The organism is Mycobacterium sp. M26, from assembly GCF_001494595.1.
Classification (GTDB): Bacteria; Actinomycetota; Actinomycetes; order Mycobacteriales; family Mycobacteriaceae; genus Mycobacterium.
This window is the reverse complement of the sequence record NZ_LN929907.1, coordinates 1,084,122-1,101,933: the sequence shown is the minus strand read 5'-3', so window position 1 is coordinate 1,101,933 and position 17,812 is coordinate 1,084,122. Positions and strand designations below refer to the sequence as shown.

Below are 17,812 nucleotides of genomic sequence, written 5' to 3'. Positions count from 1 at the left end.
GGCGCGTTGGACGTCGCACAGCGACGTCCAACGCGCCGAATCACTTCGTTCAGCCGGCGGGTGTCCGATTGCCGGCTTCACTTCGTTCAGCCGGCGGAGACACTCCGGCCGGCGCTGTGCAGGTCGTTGCAGGCCTCGACCACGCGCTCAGACATGCTGGCCTCAGCCTTCTTGAGGTAGCTGCGCGGGTCGTAGGTCTTCTTGTTGCCGACCTCGCCGTCGATCTTGAGCACACCGTCGTAGTTGCTGAACATGTGCCCGGCGATCGGCCGGGTGAAGGCGTACTGGGTGTCGGTGTCGACGTTCATCTTCACCACGCCGTACTTCAGCGAGTCCTCGATCTCAGACTTCAGCGAGCCCGAACCGCCGTGGAAGACGAAGTCGAACGGCTTGGAGCCCTCCGGCAGACCCAGCTTGGCCGACGCGACCCGCTGGCCCTCGGCCAGGACCTCGGGCTTGAGCACCACGTTGCCCGGCTTGTACACACCGTGGACGTTGCCGAACGTGGCGGCCAGCAGGTACTTGCCGTGCTCGCCGGCGCCGAGCGCCTCGATGGTGGCCTCGAAATCCTCGGAGCTGGTGTACAGCTTCTCGTTGATCTCGGCTTCGACGCCGTCCTCTTCACCGCCGACCACGCCGATCTCGACCTCGAGGATGATCTTGGCGGCGGCTGCCTGCTTGAGCAGTTCCTGGGCGATCGAAAGGTTCTCCCCGATCGGCACCGCCGAGCCGTCCCACATGTGCGACTGGAACAGCGGATCCTGGCCCTTGGCCACCCGCTCGGCCGAGATGGCCAGCAGCGGGCGGACGTAGGTGTCCAGCTTGTCCTTGGGGCAGTGGTCGGTGTGCAGGGCAACGGTGATCGGGTACTTCGCCGCGATCACATGGGCGAACTCCGCGAGCGCCACCGCGCCGGTGACCATGTCCTTCACGCCGAGGCCGGAGCCGAACTCCGCGCCTCCGGTCGAGAACTGGATGATGCCGTCGCTACCGGCGTCGGCGAAGCCCTTGATGGCGGCGTTGATGCTCTCCGAGCCGACACAGTTGATCGCCGGGAACGCGAAGGAATGCTCCTTGGCGCGAGCCAGCATCTCCGCGTAGACCTCGGGGGTGGCGATGGGCATGGGACTTCCTCTCGGCATGGTCGGCGCAACGGAGTCAGTATGACAAGAAGCCGGTCGACTGGCACAGGGCGCTCGACCGCCACCGGTACCCTTGGGCGTCGTGACCATCACCACCCTGGCGCTCATGCCCGACTTTCTCGACCCGATCAAGCTGATCGAGCAGTTCGGCACCTGGGCCCTGGTCGGCATCCTGGTCGTCGTCTTCGTCGAGTCCGGCGTGCTGTTCCCGGTGCTGCCGGGTGACACCCTGCTCTTCGTGGCGGGCATGCTCGCCGCCGGAACCGCCGCGCGCGGCGCTGCCATAGACGCCAACTTTCAGCTGTGGCAGCTGCTGGTGTTCATCCCGATCGCCGCCATTCTCGGCGGCCAGGTCGGCTATTTCATCGGCCGCTTTCTCGGCACCGCGATGTTCAAGCCGAACGCGCGGGTCCTCAAACAGCGCTACCTCGACGAGGCTCACCTGTTCTTCGAGGAGCGCGGGCCGTTCGCGATCGTCCTCGCCCGTTTCGTCCCGATCGTCCGCACCCTGGCCCCCATCACAGCGGGCGCGGCCAAGATGAAGTACGCAGTATTCACGCTCTACAACATCATCGGCGCCCTCTTGTGGGGTGTCGGCCTGACATTGCTCGGGTACGGCCTGGGCCAGTTCGAGATCATCCAGAAATTGATCGAGCCGATCTTCATCCTGATCGCGGTCGTCTCGATCGCGCCGATGGTGTGGGAGTGGTACCGACGCCGCAAGGCAGCGGGCTCGGCAACCGACACGACGGGACCGGTCACCGAGCCGTAGCCGCCCCCTCCAGCGAGCTCCCAGGAAACGTCAAGCAGTTCTGCCAGGGACCGCGTCTACCTTTTCGGAATCTGTACGAAAGGACACAGGTTCCATGAAGCTTCTCGTCAAGGCAACTGCCGTAGCAGCCGGGATCGGCCTGGCCACGCTGTTCGGTGGCACCGCAGTCGCATTCGCCGGCAGCCCCACCACCACGCTGACGATTCAGGACGGTGACAGCGGTCACGACGGCGCGGCCATCGACTCCGACGGCACCCAGGGTTCGTACAAGGCGGCGATGGACGGCTCGGAGACCGGGCCGCTCATGGTGGCGACGCCGCAGGACAAGGCGCCGTCGAGCAACGGCTAAACCCGGCGCGCATGCAGGGCCGGCGTCGATAGATCACAACTGCTGGCTCGTCGGCTGGAAGCCACCCGCGCTGGCCGTGACGGTGTCACCTGCGACAAAGGGGATCTGGGCAAAGCCTTGGTCATCGGTGGTCACGGTGACGGAGCCAATGGTCACCGTGGCGCCGTAGACCGGTCTGGGCATGCCATCCTCCGCGACGGTGGCCGTGACGCGAATCTTGTCCCCGGCCAGGGATACCGCGAGTTGAGGCGGATGCAGGGTCGGCGCGTCAACCTGAGTTGGGACACCGCTGTAGGTCACGCCGTTGATCTGTGATTCCACATTGCCGGAGAACGCGTTTTTGGCGCCGATCTTGATCGAGCCCTTCAGGTAGCCGGAACGCTCGCCCTCGCTGGTGAGGTTGGCGCTCCACACGGCATTGCCCATCGGGTTGTAGATGTTCACTCTCTCGGTGCCGTTGATGAAGGTCTTCCCGTCGTCCGAATAGTTCTTGTAGGTCACCGAGTACGTACCGAACCCGAAGATGCCGATGTACTGCAGGGTGGCGGTCCCGGAGTAGGTGCCCTTCAGGACCCGCCGCGGCTCTTGGCGACCGACCATCGGGTTGAAGTCCTTGACCGGAACCGACCATGAGGCGATTGCCTCTGGATCCTGATGGATTGGTTCCAGTGGCTCAGTCGCTTCCCTGGTGGGAAAGCTGATGATGCTGACACGCCATGGCGTGTCAGGCGCCCCGGGGGTCACGGTATCGGGACGCTGTTGTTCGTTGATCACCGCACGGGTCGAATCGGGGAACCAACTCCACCCGCGAATTGTCCAGTCCGGATCGATGATGATCGGTTGGCCCGAGTAGCCGCCGAGCTGCTGGCCGACGCTGAGATCCATCAGCCACGGCTCGTTCAGCGAGCGCCGGTTATTCCATAGACTGACCCGCCCCATCTGCGGGAAGGCGACGACATCGATCAACGACGGTCGCTGCAGAGCGGTGAAGACGTCCATCCGATCCAGACCACGAGCTGAACTGAAGTACACCGTCTTGCCGTCCGGGCTGAGGTCACCGGATTCGTTGTAGTCGAGGTCTGTGGTGAGCTGGCGCCGTTCACCGGTGCGGGTGTCGAGCAGATAGATGTCATAGTTCAGCCCGTCCGACGTCGTCTGATACTTGAGATATCGCCCACCCTCATGCCAGCTGGCCCCTTCGTAGAACCGGGTGGCGTTGGCGAAGTCCTGTGCATAGTCGGTCTTTTCGTTCCACTGCGGACTGAACACCCGCTGCTCGGTGAGTTCATATCCGTCTTCGGTAGCCACCAATCTGGCGATGCTCATCCGGGGCCCTCGACGAACCGTGTTCTCGGTCCAGGTGACGTATTCCCCGAACGGGTCGGGCTTGGCCTCCCGATTCTGGACAGGCAACCGCCGCCGTTCAGAGGGGAACACCACCGGCTTGACCGTGGGGTTCTGGCAGGCGGTGATCGATCCCTCGCATTTCAAGATCGAGTAGGTGATGGCACCTGCCCCGCCCAATGCATCGCCAGCGGATTGTTGACCGGAGGTGTTGGCAAACCAGATTCTCTGGTTGTCGTACAGGGCAATCGCTTTCGCCGCATTGTCGACCAGACCGCAGGTAAGGCATTGGTAGTCACCGCCGTCCAGGTTGGTCACGGCGATGTGGTTCTGTCCGTTGACGGTGACGTCTACGATGAGATGCTGGCTGTCCGGGCTCAGATCCGCTCCCGTGACGGTGACACCGTCGGGTAGATCGAAGTCGACTACCTTCTCGACCTGAAATGCCTCCAACGGTCGCGGCGTTGCGGAGTTACCCAGTGGCACAACCGAAACAGCAATTCGAGCAGTCGTGCTATTGCGGTCCCCCAACAGCAGATGAGAGACCAGGTGCACTCGCCCGTCGCTGACCCGAACATTGAACGAGTCGATTCCACCAGCGGCAGCGAAGGACTGATTCGGCGTGAAGGTGAAGTCGCCCGTCAGTTGATCGATGACAACGGTGCCAGACCGCGGATTCGATACGACCTTGTATGTCAGCGCGTCACCTTCAGGGTCAAGTGCGCCGATATTCCCGGTGATCACACCACTGCTCATGTTCTGAACGTTGAGGCTGACGTCGTAGTCGATGCTCGGCTCGCGATTGAGCACCGTGCGCCGAATCCACCCGAGCACGGACCAGTCCGCAGAAGTCTGGTGCGGCGCCGGCGCCAACGGGTGGGCTGGTCCAAGAGTGACCGGTGTGGATGCCACATCGACGGACATCGCGGCGGCTGCCGATGGGCTGGTCGCCAAGGGTAATCCATCAGCAGCGACGGCCGAACGTGTGACAGCGTCCGCCGATGAGGACAGCGATCGCGTACGTGCCGACGATGAGACCGTGGGCGCCCGGCGGGATTGCGCAGATGCCGACGGGTTGTCACTGTCTCGGCCCATTCCCTGCGTCTTGGTTGATCGAGGTTTGGTGGCCCGCGGACCCGCGCTCGCTGCGGAGGTTCCCTTCGCGGCAGACTGCGCCGACGAGGTACTGGAGCCGGCAGGATCACCACCGTCAGCGTCCGCGGTCGCAATTCCGTGCCCGGCTGCCACAGCTGTGGCGACGTAGGCCGCAACCGCGAATCCACCCACCTGGACCGCACGCTTGCCGAGGTGAGCGGCTTTGCGTCCCGGCGAGACCGGGTTGTTCCCGGCAGCCTGCTGTCCTGCAGCAGCCGGCGGAGAAAAGGCGGAGGAGTCGGCAGGCTTGGTCATTGTGCTGGTCCGATCTGAGAAACGAGGGACACGGGACGTGATATCGACCACGTCCCGCGGTCGAGGTGATCTGCGTCTCAAAACATACCTTCAGATCTGTATCTTAAGCAAGCGGCGCGCGGCGGTCTGCCGCCGGGAACCGTGCAACAGGGCCCTGGGCGGCGCCGATCAGCGTCGGCTAGGACCGCTAGCGCGTATCGCCAAGGACAAAGTTCCTGATCACGGCCAGGACGCGGGTGCGGGCCCGGCCGGTGGCATCGGTTGCAGGTTGGCGCCAGGCATCTGCGAATTTTGAAGGCCGGCCATACACAGGCCGAGCCGGCCGGGCAGGCAGACGCCACCCGTACCGGAGATCTGCGTCTGCGACTGTGACCAGCACACCCCCGTCGTCGGGTCCAAGACCTGGCCGCCCCCGCACGCAGCGCTTGCCAGCGGCGCCGTCACGAGCGGCGTGGCCAGCAGCCCTGCCGCGCAGACCGAGGCCAGCAGCACTCCGGAAGCCTTGATTCGGATGTTCATGTCGATGCTTCTCCGTCGATGAGCTTGGCTGAGTAGGTGTCGGATCACGCGGCCGTCATGCCGGCGGGGTGATCGTGGTCTTCTCGTCGATCAGATTGGCGGCGTCGATGATGACGCCTTGCTGCCCATCGAGGGCGTCGGCGTTGAGCTGCAGCACGAACAGGGCGTCCTTGCCCGGAACCACCACCGTCTTCTGTGCCGCGATGCGCTGCTTGCCGTCCCGGGAGTAGGTGCCCGCCGACTGCACGGCATCGAACCCGCCCAGCGACGTCTTCTTCGTTTCGCCGACCGGCGTGAAGTCCGGCAGAGCCATCAGCTGATTCGGCGCATACTCGAGAATCTTTGCCGCATCGACGTTTCCGGTCAGCTTCGAGGCGATCGCATACATGATCGGCGGGTCGCTGGGATCCACCGGCTTGTCGTAGACAATGGCCCCGTACGCCCAATCCGGCGTCTTGTCACCGGCCAGGCTCCAGTCCGGCGGGAAGGGGAAGTTGAAGTCGGGCGTCCCCGGATCGTTGGGCTTGAACGGGGTCTCGGCGATCTTGTTCTCGGTGATGTAGTCGTTGATCGTCATGGCCGCCCCGGCGGCGGGTGCCGTACTCGACGACGTGACCACACTCGTCGTGGCCGCTTCCGTCTTCTCGGTCTTGGTGGCCGAAGAACAACCGACCAGCACCAGGCCCACCGACACCAGACCCGCCGTCGCCACGGCCGCAATATTTTTCATCGAGCACTCCCCCTCCGGTCCTCTTGATTCGGGAGAATAGGCCGCACTTCACATTTGGGACCCGGACTTCGCCGTCGGGACTTACCGGTCGTTGCCGGTGAAAAGACCGGCATAATGCGGAAAACCGCTACCACCTGGATTTATTGACGTATTCGTCAACTAGAATGGCGTCACATTGGAGGTCGATATTTCAGATGGCGATCCAAGCCAGGGCTGAGGCCACCCGTCAGGGCATTCTCGATGCTGCCGTCAGCTTGTTCGACGAGGTCGGCTACGGGAAGGCCGGCTTGGCCGACATCATGAGCCGGGCCGGTGTGACCAAGGGTGGCTTCTACTATCACTTCCCTACCAAGGAAGCACTGGCTGCCGCCATCATCGAGGAAGCCGCCGCCGAGATTCGGACGGCTTTCCAAACCATCATCGATTCCTCCCAAGCACCCGCCCTGGACAACCTGATTCGTGCCACCTTCGACGTCGTCGCCATTACCGCAACCGACAACCGAATTCGTATCGCCAACATGCTGCGCCAGTCGCTGACCCACGTCAGCGATGCCGGACCGGCGAGCTACCCCGCCGAGCGCGGCATCCTGCTCAGCGGCGTGGAGAAGGCGGTGGCCGACGGCGCGCTCCAAGCCGACGTCGACGCCGATGCCGTGACGCAGGCGATCTGGACGCTCGGCCCGGGCACACTGCTGCTCGCGGAGGCCACCGGCGACGACGTCTTCGCCCGGCTTGCACAGGTGTGGACGGTGATCCTGCGCGGCATCGTTGTCCCCGAGGCGCGCGACCATGCCATCGAGTTCGTCACGGCGATGGTCGCGCAGCACTCACAGCCGCGAGCACACCCGTGACCGCCGAGAGCACCGCCGCGCACATCCTGACCGATATCGCGAAGTTCCCGCTCCAGATCGGCGCCCGAGCCGCCCACACCGGGGTGGAGACCGGATTGCACCTCGGCGAGCGGGTGCTGGCTGCCGGTGTGAAAGCCGGCGAGGAGATCGAGCGACCCGCGGTGGCTGCAATGCGGGCAGCGGGTATCGAGGCAGACTCACTGCTGACCGCGGGCGGCACCAAGGTCGACTACGACTTCTTCGCCGGGGTCGCGCCGGAGGTTCTGCATCCCGGCGGCACATTGCCGGGCGCCAACGAGTGGACCCGGCCGCTGTCCGCAGCCCATCCCCGCCCTGTCGTCCTGATGCACGGCACGGCTGGCGGCGCCCAAACCAACTGGGGCGCTTATGTTCCGCTGCTGGTGCAACAGGGCTTCTCACCGTTCACCCTGACGTTCGGGGCGGTGAGCACGGCACCGTGGCCGTTGTCCGCACTAGGCGGAATGGCGCCCATCGAGGACTCCGCCGCACAGTTCGGCGAGTTCGTCGACAAGGTTCTCACCGCCACCGGCGCGGACAAGGTTGATGTGGTGGGCCATTCGCAGGGCACCATCGTGCCGGGCTACTACGCCAAGTTCCTCGGCGGTGCGGCCAACATCGGCACCTATGTATCCCTGGCACCGCTGTGGCAGGGCACCGAGGTCTTCACCAACAAGGTCGTCGGCCCGGTGGAATTCCACGTCGCCCTCGACGCCACCCATCGGGTGCACTTCGCGTCGGCTCAGCAGATGATCCGGGGCTCGGAGTTCATCGAGAAGCTCAATTCCGCTGGCGGCCCGTATGTTCCGGGCATTCGCTACGTCAACATCTCCACCCGGTACGACGAGTTCGTCCGGCCGTTCACCAGCGGGCAGGTACCCGGCGGCCCCGGTGACGACGTGATCAACATCGTCGTCCAGGACACGTGCAACCGCGATTTCAGCGACCATCTGGCCATCGCCGGCTCGCGGCGGGCAGCCACCATGGTGCTCAACGCGCTCGACGGCAGCGATGATCCCGCCCGTGGCCCGCGCACGGTGCCTTGCGAACTCGTGCCACCCATCGTGGGCTGAGAACTACAGGTCAGCAAGCGCGTCGAACAGATCCCGCAGTGCTGCAAGCGAATTGGCTGGCAGGAACACATCGCAGTACGGCAGGGCAGCGGCCATCGAACCGGCCAGCGGCTGAAAGTCCGGAGCGGCGGCCCGCGGGTTGAGCCAGATCAGGTGGGCGGCTCGGCGCCGCAACCGGGCCAGCGCCTGCTCGAGCACCTCGGGCGGGTCGGAATCCCAGCCGTCGGAGGCGATGACCACCACCGCGCCCCGCAGCGCGCTGCCGTGCGGGGCATGCAGCAACTCGGCGATAGAGGAGCCCAGATGGGTACCGCCGAAGCGGTCGCTGACCTTGGCGTTGGCCCGCGCCAGCGCCAGCTCCGGCGAGCGGTGCGCCAGCACCGCCGTCAAACGCGTCAGAGTCGTCGAGAAGGCGAACACCTCAGGACGAAAACCCGCCTGGCGCAATGCCGTTGCGCGCATCAGATGCAGGTACACACCGGCATAGGGTTGCATCGATCGGCTGACGTCACACACCAGCACCAGACGTCTGCGCCGACGCCGCGACCGGGTGCGGGTCAGGACCATCGGCTCCCATCCGGTAGCCCGCGAGTCGCGTAGCGTCGCCCGCAGATCGATCCGACGCCCGTGCGGGTGGACTTCGGTCCGCATGGTGCGGCGGGTCGGCCACCGTGTGACCGTGTGCTCCAGCCACTGTCCGATCACCCGCAGGTCGTCATCGTCGAACCGGTCGAACGGCTCCTCCTCGCGGGCAATGATGCGGCTGGGCAGCACATCGGGGATCGCCGCGGCATCGGGGACAGCGCTGGCTGCGCGCAGCGACGGGGGCCGTGTCGTCCAGGGCAGGGCGTCGGCGTGCGGGCCCGATGATCGACCGGTCGTCGGTACAGACCCGGCACTGGCGGCGCGCAGCGCCTTCTGCGCAACCGGATCAACAGGAAGCACCGCATCGGCGAAGACGGCATCGAAGACCTGATCGAACACCAGGATGTCGTCGGCCCGATTGATGAGCGTCAGCCGCGCCGCCCAGTACAGCCGGGTTCGCGACCCCGGGACCAGATCCCGCATGGCAGCGACGAAAGCGGCGGGGCCGCTGGCCGACACCGCGACCCCGGCGGCGCGCAGCCGGGCGACCAGGGCCACCGCGAAGGCGGCGAGGTCGGCACCGCGCAGCAGCGCCGGTGCGGTCACGCGCGATGCCGCCTGCGGAAGATCAGCACCAGGATCAGCAGCACCAGGGCCGCAACCCCGACGGCGGCGTACTTGGTCGCCGCCGTGCCGCCGGCCAGTTCGAGCAGGTCGATGGGCTCGGGTTCCGGAGCGGGCGCCAGCCGCGGCGCAGCCTCGACGGTGGGTGCGGGGGTGGCTTCCGGTGCGGCCGCCTCGGCCGCCGGTTGAGCGGCAGGCGCCTTACCCTCGGCGAGCTTGGCCTCCAGCGCGTCGACGAACTGGCCGAGCAGCTTCTCGGAGACCTGCTGGAGCATGCTGCTGCCGAACTGCGCCAGCTTGCCGACGATCTTGAGATCCGTGTCGACGGTGACCCGAGTGTTCGGCCCGGCCTCATGCAGCTGGAGGGTGACCACGGCCGAGGCGTTCCCGGTTCCGCGGGCCTCCTTGCCGCGCCCGTCGATCAGGGCGCGGTGGGCGGCGTCGTCGCGTTCGATGAAGTGGGCCTTGCCGTTGAACTCGCTGGTGACCGGACCCACCTTGACCTTGACCTTGCCCAGGAAGTCCTCCCCCTCCTGGCCCACCAGCTGTGCGCCCGGCATCAACGGGACCACCTGCTCCATATCGCTGAGCAGGGCCCACGCCTGCTCGACGGGGACGCTGACGGTGAACTCGTTGGCGATCTTCATGCGCTCTCCTCGTGGCTCAGTTCGGTGCGGAACTCGGTGAACGCCTCACGCAGACCCGTGCTGTCGTCGGGGGTCTTCGCCAGGGCGCTCAAACTTGTCAATGCGGACGCGGTAATGAGGTTACCCACGCCCAGTGCCACCAATGCGGCCACCCAGTCGATGGTCTCAGCGACGCCGGGCGGCTTGTCCAGGTCGAGCTGGCGGACCCGGCCGACGAACTGGGTGGCGTGCTCGATGAGCGCGGACGTGGCACCCGGCACGGTGCGGCGCACGATCGCGGCCGCCCGCGCCGGCTCGGGGTAATCGATCCAGTGGTAGAGGCAGCGGCGCCGCAGCGCATCGTGCAGGTCGCGGCTGCGATTGGAGGTCAGCACCGTGATCGGGGGACTGTCGGCGACGAAGGTGCCCAGCTCGGGCACGGTTACCGTCGACTCGCCCAGGAACTCCAGCAGGAGTGCCTCGAATTCGTCGTCGGCGCGGTCGATCTCGTCGATCAGCAGCACCGGCGGGGTCGGTCCGCGGTGGCGCACGCAGGCCAGGATCGGTCGGTCCACGAGGTAGTCCTCGGTGTAGAGATCGGACTCCGCCAAGGTCGACGACTGCGCTTCGGCCAGCCGGATCGACAGCAGCTGGCGCTGGTAGTTCCAGTCGTACAGAGCCTCAGCCGCCGTCAGTCCCTCGTAGCACTGCAACCGGATCAGGGGCGTATCAAGCACGGCCGCAAGCGTTTTGGCGGCTGTGGTCTTGCCCACCCCGGGTTCGCCTTCCAGCAGCAGCGGTCGGTGCAGGGTGGCCGCCAGATAGAAGGCCGAGGCGGTGCCCTCATCGAGCAGGTAGCCGTGGTCGTCGAATTGGCGGGCGACGTCGTCGGGATCGGCGAACTTCACGGGACGGCCGCGAATCGGTCTCGGCATCCGGGGCAGCAGAACCAGTAGTCCTGATCCGCCGTGCGCAGATGCGGGGTGTCGGCGCTCACCGTGACGGTCATACCGCACACCGGGTCGGTGGCGGTGACGGCCGTGGCTGAAGGGTTGTGAGACGACACCGGCAGGCCGCCGGTACGGATCCCGGCGATCACCTCTGCGGCAATCGAGACCGCGATCTCGGCGGGTGTTTTCGCGCCGATCGGTAACCCGACGGGGGTGTGCACGCGGGCGCGCTCGTCGTCGTCGAGGCCCATCGCCTCGACCACCGAGGCTCCGCGCGTTCGGCTGGCCACCAGCCCGATGTAGCCGACGCCGGCATCTAGGGCAGCACGGATGGTCTCGGCTTCGGCGCCGCCGTGGGTGGCGATCACGACGGCTGTGGCGCCGTCGAAGGTGCCCTCACTACTCACCTCATAACCCAGCACCCCGCACACCCGGGCCAGCGCGTCGGCGATCGGCGTGGTGCCACAGATGCGGACCAAGGGCGCCGGAATCTGCGGCGCCAGAAAGATTTCCAGCGCGCCACCGGACAGGCACGGGTTGACCACAACGCAGGCTCCCGGCGCATCCGGGAAGTGCACCTCGCCATCGGGGAGCACCCGCAGCAGCACGCTCTCACCGGCCTGCAGGGCACCCAGGGCGGCTCGCCGCACCGAACTCTGCGCACACTGGCCGCCCACGAAACCCTCGATGGTGCCGTCGGCGAGCAGGATGGCCTCGTCGCCGGCACGCGCCGAGGTCGGCTGCTGGGCGCGCACCACAGTGGCGTGGACGAACGCCTGGCGTTCATCCAGCAGTTGTCTGGCCCGCTCCCTGATGCTCATGGTCTCCGCGCTGTGCTAGATCGGTGGGGTGGCCCGGCCCTGCATGGCCTCCCATACCCGCGATGGGGTCAGCGGCATGTCGGCATGCCGAACACCGAACGGGGCCAACGCATCCACCACCGCGTTGACCACCGCCGGCGGTGAGCCGACGGTGGCCGACTCGCCGACACCCTTGGCGCCGATCGGATGATGTGGGGACGGGGTCACGGTGTGACCGGTCTCCAGATGGGGCACCTCGACCGCCGTGGGGATCAGGTAGTCCATCAGCGAACCGCCCAGGCAGTTGCCTTCCTCGTCGAACGCGATCATCTCCATCAGCGCCATGCCGATCCCGTCGACGATGCCGCCATGCACCTGACCCTCGATGATCATCGGATTGATCCGGGTCCCGCAGTCGTCGACGGCCAGGAAGCGGCGCACCTTGACCACGGCGGTACCGGGATCCACGTCGACCACGCAGACGTAGGCCCCATACGGGTAGGTGAGGTTCTCCGGGTTGTAGCAGACCTCGGCGTCCAGGCCGCCCTCGATCCCCTCGGGCAGGTCACCGGCGCCGTGCGCACGCATCGCGATGTCCTGAATGGTGACCGATGCCGACGGATCGCCCTTGACGTGGAATGAGCCCTTCTCCCATTCCAGGTCGGCGACCGAAGCCTCCAGCATCCCGGAGGCGATGATCTGCGCCTTGTCCCGAATCTTGCGCGCCACCAACGCCGCCGCGGCCCCTGACACCGGGGTGGAACGGCTGCCGTAGGTGCCCAAACCGAACGGGGTCTGGTCGGTGTCACCGTGCACGACGTCGATGTCCTCGGGCGGGATGCCGAGTTCCTCGGCGACGATCTGGGCGAACGTCGTCTCGTGACCCTGTCCCTGGGTCTGCACCGAAAGCCGAAGCACTGCTTTGCCGGTGGGGTGGATCCGCAGCTCGCACCCGTCGGCCATACCCAGGCCGAGGATGTCCATATCCTTGCGGGGCCCGGCGCCGACGGCCTCGGTGAAGAACGACAAGCCGATACCCATCAGCTCGCCGCGCTTGCGCTTCTCGGCCTGCTCGGCGCGCAACTGGTCGTAGCCGATCATGTCCATGGCCAGCCGCATGGTGGCCTCGTAGTCGCCGGAGTCGTACACCCAGCCGGTCTTGCTCTTGTACGGGAACTGCTCGGGTCGCAACAGGTTTCGCAACCGCAGCTCGGCCGGGTCCATCTTGAGGTCATAGGCCAGGCAGTCGACCAGCCGCTCGACGAAGTACACCGCCTCGGTGATCCGGAAGGAGCAGGCGTAGGCCACCCCACCAGGTGCCTTGTTGGTGAACACGGCGGTCATGTGGCAGTACGCGGCCTCGATGTCGTAGCTGCCGGTGAACACCCCGAAGAAGCCGGCCGGATACTTGATCGGGGCGGCGACACCGTTGAAGGCGCCGTGATCGGCCAGCACGGTCGAGCGGATCGCGAGGATCTTGCCCTCCTTGGTGGCCGCGATCTCGCCGACCATCACGTAGTCCCGCGCGAATCCGGTGGAGGTCAGGTTCTCGCTGCGGTCCTCCATCCACTTGACCGGCTTACCCAGCACCAGCGAGGCGACGATGGCGCAGACGTAGCCGGGATAGATCGGCACCTTGTTACCGAAGCCACCGCCGATATCGGGGGCGATGATGCGGATCTTGTGTTCCGGCAGCCCGGCGACCAACGCGTACACGGTGCGGTGCGCGTGCGGGGCCTGGGTGGTGCACCATAGGGTCAGCTTGCCGCTCACCGGATCGAGATCGGCGACCGCTCCGCAGGTCTCCATCGGCGCGGGATGCACTCGGGGGTAGACGATCTCCTGCTTGACCACCACGTCGGCCTTGGCGAACACGGCCTCGGTGGCGGCGGCATCGCCGGTCTCCCAGTCGAAGCAGTGGTTGTCGGTCTTACCCTCCAGATCGGTGCGGATGACCGGGGACGACGGGTCCAGCGCCGTACGAACATCGACCACCGGATCCAGCGGCTCGTAGTCGACGTCGATGAGCTCCAATGCATCTCGCGCCGAGTAACGATCCTCGGCGACGACGAAGGCCACCTCCTGGCCCTGGAACCGCACCTTGTCGGTGGCCAGTACTGCCTGGACGTCATTGGACAACGTCGGCATCCAGGCCAACCCCTTGGCCGCCAGATCGGCACCGGTGACGACGGCCTTCACCTTCGGGTGCGCCTGAGCCGCCGTGGTGTCGATGCTGTTGATCATGGCGTGCGCGTAAGGCGAGCGCAGGATCGCCAGGTGCAGCATGCCGGGCAACTGCACATCGTCGACGTAAGTGCCCCTGCCGCGGATGAACCGCGGGTCCTCCTTACGCAGCATCCGGCCGTAGCCGCAGGGCTTTTCGTCGTTGTTCGCGGTGTCCTCGGGCCGCTCGATCGTGGTCACGCCTGCACCTCCTCATTGGCATGCGCGGCCGCCCACTGGATGGACCGGACGATGGTGGTGTAGCCGGTACACCGGCAGATCTGCCCGGAGATGGCCTCGCGGATCTCGTCCTCGGTGGGGTCGGGATTCTCGTTGAGCAGGGCTCTGGCGGTGATCATCATGCCCGGGGTGCAGAAGCCGCACTGCAGGCCGTGGCACTGCATGAAACCCTCCTGCACGGGGTCCAACTGGCCGTCGACCGCCAGGCCCTCGACCGTGGTGATGTCATGCCCGGAGGCCATCGCGGCCAGCATCGTGCAGGACTTGACCGGATCGCCGTCCACCGAGACCACGCAGGTGCCGCAGTTGGATGTATCGCAGCCCCAATGTGTTCCGGTCAGCCGTAGCTGGTCGCGCAGGAAGTGCACGAGCAGCATCCGCGGCTCGATGTCGGCGCTGACCTGCTCGCCGTTGACGGTCATGGTGACGTGCATCAGTTCCCCTTCAGTTCGGGAATGTTGCGCACCCGGTCAACGGCGGTACGCAGGGTTCGGATCGTCAGTTCGGAGGCGAGGTGGCGTTTGTAGTCGGCGGTGCCGCGCTGATCGGTGACCGGCTCGCAGGCCTGCGCCGCGAGCCGCCCGGCTTCGGCGAAGGTCTGCTCAGTGGGCGGCGAGCCGACCAACGCCTCGGTGACGGCGGCCAGTGCCTCGCTGTCGCCGTTGACCGCGGTCAGGCCGACCCGGGCCGCCGCGATCTGGTCCCCGTCGAGCGTCACGGCGGCACCCGCGGCCGCGACGGCCCAGTCCCCCACGCGGCGCTCGACCTTGGCATACGCACTGGAGGTGTTGTGTCGCAGCGGGATTCGCACCTCGGTCAGCATCTCATTGTGGGCCAGCGCCGTTTCGTAGGGACCCACCAGGAAATCGTCGATCGCGATCTCACGCTGGCCGGAGGGTCCGCGGGCCACGATCACCGCGCCGAGCACCTCGCACACCGTCGACAGGTCCTCAGCCGGATCGGCCTGGCACAACGAGCCCCCGACCGTCCCGCGGTTGCGGACCACCGGGTCGGCGATCACCCGTTCGGCGTCGGCGAAGATCGGACAGGCCGCGGCCAGAGCCGGGTCTTCGAGAACCTCGCGGTGCCGGGTCATCGCACCCAGCCGGGCCAGCGTCGGCTCGACGGTGATGTAGCCGAGTTCGCCGGCCAGGTCGTTGATGTCGATCAGGTACTCGGGGTTGGCGATGCGCAGCTTCATCATCGGCAGCAGGCTGTGGCCGCCGGCCACGATGAAGGCACCCTCCCCCAATCTGTCCAGCAGCCCGACTGCATGGTCGACGCTGGTGGCTCGCTCGTATTCGAAGGGACCGGGTACTTGCATGTGACGGACCTCACATCGGTAGCGGGGCCCCAAGTGTGGGTCCCGCCGCTCCGGACCGTCAATAGCGACTTAAGTGATCGCTTAACTCCCCTGGCGGCGAGGGGCTAGCGTCGTCGTCGTGGTGAATCCGTCCGTCGATCTCCGACAGCGGCCGGCCGCCGCCACTCCACCGGCGGGCGATGATCTCCGCCGCGATCGACACCGCCGTCTCCTCCGGCGTACGGGCGCCCAGGTCGAGTCCGATCGGGCTGGCCAGCCGGGCCAGTTCGGCGTCGGTGAGGCCCGCGTCGCGCAGTCGCGCCATCCGATCGTCATGGGTTCGGCGCGACCCCATCGCCCCGATGTACCCGACGTCCAGGCGCAGCGCGACCTCGAGGAGGGGGACGTCGAACTTGGCGTCGTGGGTCAGCACGCAGATGACCGTGCGGGCATCGATCGTCCCGGCTTGCGCCTGCGCTGCCAGATAGCGGTGCGGCCAGTCGACGACGACCTCGTCGGCGGTGGGGAACCGCGCCCTGGTCGCGAACACCGGACGCGCGTCGCACACCGTGACCCGATACCCAAGGAACGAACCCTGCTGGGCCACCGCGGCGGCGAAGTCGATGGCGCCGAAGACCAGCATCCGCGGCCGCGGGGCATGGCTGGCCACGAAAACCTCCATGCCCTCGCCTCGGCGCTGGCCGTCCGGGCCGTAGGTCAGCACCTCGCTGCGCCCGGCGGCGAGCAGACCGCGGGCATCGTCGGTGACGGCGTCATCGGCCCGCTCCGATCCCAGCGAGCCGTCGGCGGTGTCGGGCCCGATGACCAGCCGTCGGCCCAACCAGGCCGGGTCCGGGTGGGCGATCACCGTGGCGACGGCGACCGGCCGGTGCGCGGCGATGGCCTCGATGACGTCATCGAGTTGCGGAAACGTCTGTGGCGACACGGGTTCGATGAAGATGTCGAGGATGCCGCCGCAGGTGAGGCCGACCGCGAACGCGTCGTCGTCACTCAACCCGTAGCGCTCCAGCCGGGGCACACCCGTCGCGACGGCCTCCTGGGCCGACTCGTAGACCGCCCCCTCGACGCAGCCGCCCGAGACCGAGCCGCTGACCGAACCGTCGGGGGCGACGACCATCGCCGCGCCGGGTTGGCGGGGCGCCGACCGGAAGGTCCGCACGACGGTGCCGACACCGGCGGTGCCGCCGGCCCGCCAGACCGCGGCCAGTTCCGCGAGGACATCCTGCACGCTGTCAAACGTAGGCTGAATTCGTGACACCGGCGCAGCTTCGGGCCTTCTCGGCAGTGGTGCGGTTGGGTTCGGTGCGCGCCGCCGCCGAGGAGCTGGGCGTTTCCGACGCCGGTATCTCCATGCACGTCGCGCAGTTGCGTAAGGAACTCGACGACCCGTTGTTCAGCAGAACCGCCAACGGGCTGGCGTTCACGCCGGGCGGTCTGCGGCTGGCCAGCCGCGCCATCGAGATCCTCGGTCTACAGCAGCAGACCGCCATCGAGGTGACCGAGGCCGCGCACGGCAGGCGCCTGCTGCGCATCGCCGCCTCGAGTGCGTTCGCCGAACATGCCGCGCCCGGATTGATCGAGCTGTTCTCCTCGCGGGCCGACGATCTGTCGGTCGAGTTGAGCGTGCACCCCACCGGCCGGTTTCGCGACCTCATCGAGTCCCGTGCCGTCGACATCGCGCTGGGGCCGGCCGCCCCGGAGTCCAATGCGGCGATCACGGTGCGGCCATTCCTGAAATACCAGATCATCACCGTGGCATCGCCGGACAGCCCCCTGGTATCGGGTACCCCGACGCCGGCGCTGCTGCGCGAACAGAACTGGATGCTGGGCCCGTCGGCCGGCGGAGCCGACGGCGAGATCGGCAGCCTGTTGCGGGCGTTGGCGATTCCGGAGTCAGCCCAGCGGATCTTCCAGAGTGACGCCGCCGCACTGGAGGAGGTGCAGCGGGTCGGGGGAGTGTCGCTGGCCGTGGGATTCGCTGTGGGCAAAGACCTTTCAGCGGGCCGCCTGGTGCACATCAAGGGCCCTCGGCTGCAGGTGTCCGGTGAGTGGTCGGCCTCGACGTTGCCGCCGTCGGCCCGCCAGCCCGCCGTCACCGAGCTGCTGAACTTCATCACCACGCCGCGGTGCACCCAGGCGATGATCCGCGGCACCGGAGTCGGGGTGACCCGGTTCCGGCCGAAGGTTCACGTGACGCTCTGGAGCTGACGGTTCGACACCGCGAGGAGCGTT

The 17,812-nt window shown here is 66.8% G+C and carries 17 protein-coding genes; 5 read left to right on the top strand and 12 right to left on the bottom strand.

Translation table 11 applies throughout. From position 1 onward, the window contains the following. Nucleotides 1-86: 86 nt before the first annotated feature. On the bottom strand, nt 87-1,124 hold the full coding sequence (gene fbaA, locus BN3385_RS05135) for a class II fructose-bisphosphate aldolase (RefSeq protein WP_059015532.1): 1,038 nt from the start codon (nt 1,122-1,124) through the stop codon (nt 87-89). 124 nt (nt 1,125-1,248) lie between these two features. Here fbaA and BN3385_RS05130 point away from each other — a divergent pair, with 124 nt between their 5' ends. Both BN3385_RS05130 and BN3385_RS05125 read left to right on the top strand, forming a co-directional pair. Further along, nucleotides 1,249-1,914 (top strand): VTT domain-containing protein, encoded by a 666-nt coding sequence (locus tag BN3385_RS05130; RefSeq protein ID WP_059016412.1) that lies wholly within the window; start codon nt 1,249-1,251, stop codon nt 1,912-1,914. Nucleotides 1,915-2,008: 94 nt separating this feature from the next. Further along, nucleotides 2,009-2,263 carry a hypothetical protein gene (locus BN3385_RS05125; protein WP_059015531.1) on the top strand — a complete coding sequence of 85 codons (255 nt, stop codon included), beginning with the start codon at nt 2,009-2,011 and terminating at the stop codon, nt 2,261-2,263. A gap of 33 nt (nt 2,264-2,296) precedes the next feature. Here BN3385_RS05125 and BN3385_RS05120 read toward each other — a convergent pair whose 3' ends face one another. The 3 genes from BN3385_RS05120 to lpqN form a co-directional block, all read right to left on the bottom strand. Then, nucleotides 2,297-4,561 carry an Ig-like domain-containing protein gene (locus BN3385_RS05120; RefSeq protein WP_197415125.1) on the bottom strand — a complete coding sequence of 755 codons (2,265 nt, stop codon included), beginning with the start codon at nt 4,559-4,561 and terminating at the stop codon, nt 2,297-2,299. A 675-nt stretch (nt 4,562-5,236) separates the two neighbouring features. Continuing rightward, nucleotides 5,237-5,536, bottom strand: coding sequence for a hypothetical protein (locus tag BN3385_RS05115; RefSeq protein ID WP_059015529.1), 300 nt, complete (start codon nt 5,534-5,536; stop codon nt 5,237-5,239). 55 nt (nt 5,537-5,591) lie between these two features. Beyond that, nucleotides 5,592-6,266 (bottom strand): envelope biogenesis lipoprotein LpqN, encoded by a 675-nt coding sequence (gene lpqN, locus BN3385_RS05110; RefSeq protein WP_059015528.1) that lies wholly within the window; start codon nt 6,264-6,266, stop codon nt 5,592-5,594. 194 nt (nt 6,267-6,460) lie between these two features. Between lpqN and BN3385_RS05105 the strand changes: the two genes are divergently transcribed. Together BN3385_RS05105 and BN3385_RS05100 are read left to right on the top strand one after the other, a co-directional pair. Continuing rightward, nucleotides 6,461-7,117: a TetR family transcriptional regulator gene (locus tag BN3385_RS05105; protein ID WP_059015527.1), complete on the top strand. Its 657-nt coding sequence runs from the start codon at nt 6,461-6,463 to the stop codon at nt 7,115-7,117. 170 nt (nt 7,118-7,287) lie between these two features. Beyond that, on the top strand, nt 7,288-8,208 hold the full coding sequence (locus BN3385_RS05100; protein ID WP_082690379.1) for an alpha/beta hydrolase family protein: 921 nt from the start codon (nt 7,288-7,290) through the stop codon (nt 8,206-8,208). 3 nt (nt 8,209-8,211) lie between these two features. Here the strand turns inward: BN3385_RS05100 and BN3385_RS05095 are convergent, their stop codons facing one another. The 8 genes from BN3385_RS05095 to BN3385_RS05060 are packed head-to-tail and all read right to left on the bottom strand — an operon-like array spanning nt 8,212 to nt 16,808. Beyond that, a complete protein-coding gene (locus tag BN3385_RS05095) occupies nt 8,212-9,399 on the bottom strand; it encodes a vWA domain-containing protein (RefSeq protein WP_059015525.1) in 1,188 nt (395 codons plus the stop codon). Further along, a complete protein-coding gene (locus tag BN3385_RS05090; protein WP_059015524.1) occupies nt 9,396-10,064 on the bottom strand; it encodes an SRPBCC family protein in 669 nt (222 codons plus the stop codon). The genes BN3385_RS05095 and BN3385_RS05090 overlap by 4 nt, the downstream gene beginning before the upstream one ends. Continuing rightward, entirely contained in the window at nt 10,061-10,951 is an 891-nt protein-coding gene (locus BN3385_RS05085) for an AAA family ATPase (RefSeq protein WP_156432671.1), read from the bottom strand. The genes BN3385_RS05090 and BN3385_RS05085 overlap by 4 nt, the downstream gene beginning before the upstream one ends. Further along, entirely contained in the window at nt 10,948-11,814 is an 867-nt protein-coding gene (locus BN3385_RS05080) for an XdhC family protein (protein ID WP_059015522.1), read from the bottom strand. The genes BN3385_RS05085 and BN3385_RS05080 overlap by 4 nt, the downstream gene beginning before the upstream one ends. A 15-nt stretch (nt 11,815-11,829) precedes the next feature. Further along, entirely contained in the window at nt 11,830-14,217 is a 2,388-nt protein-coding gene (locus BN3385_RS05075) for an aerobic carbon-monoxide dehydrogenase large subunit (protein ID WP_059015521.1), read from the bottom strand. Continuing rightward, nucleotides 14,214-14,690, bottom strand: coding sequence for a (2Fe-2S)-binding protein (locus BN3385_RS05070; RefSeq protein WP_059015520.1), 477 nt, complete (start codon nt 14,688-14,690; stop codon nt 14,214-14,216). The genes BN3385_RS05075 and BN3385_RS05070 overlap by 4 nt, the downstream gene beginning before the upstream one ends. Further along, nucleotides 14,690-15,580: an FAD binding domain-containing protein gene (locus tag BN3385_RS05065; RefSeq protein WP_059015519.1), complete on the bottom strand. Its 891-nt coding sequence runs from the start codon at nt 15,578-15,580 to the stop codon at nt 14,690-14,692. The genes BN3385_RS05070 and BN3385_RS05065 overlap by 1 nt, the downstream gene beginning before the upstream one ends. 58 nt (nt 15,581-15,638) lie before the next feature. Further along, nucleotides 15,639-16,808, bottom strand: coding sequence for an XdhC family protein (locus BN3385_RS05060; RefSeq protein ID WP_059015518.1), 1,170 nt, complete (start codon nt 16,806-16,808; stop codon nt 15,639-15,641). Nucleotides 16,809-16,831: 23 nt separating this feature from the next. Between BN3385_RS05060 and BN3385_RS05055 the strand changes: the two genes are divergently transcribed. Then, nucleotides 16,832-17,788, top strand: a complete 957-nt coding sequence (locus BN3385_RS05055; protein ID WP_059015517.1) for a LysR family transcriptional regulator — start codon at nt 16,832-16,834, stop codon at nt 17,786-17,788. The last annotated feature ends 24 nt before the right edge of the window (nt 17,789-17,812 follow it).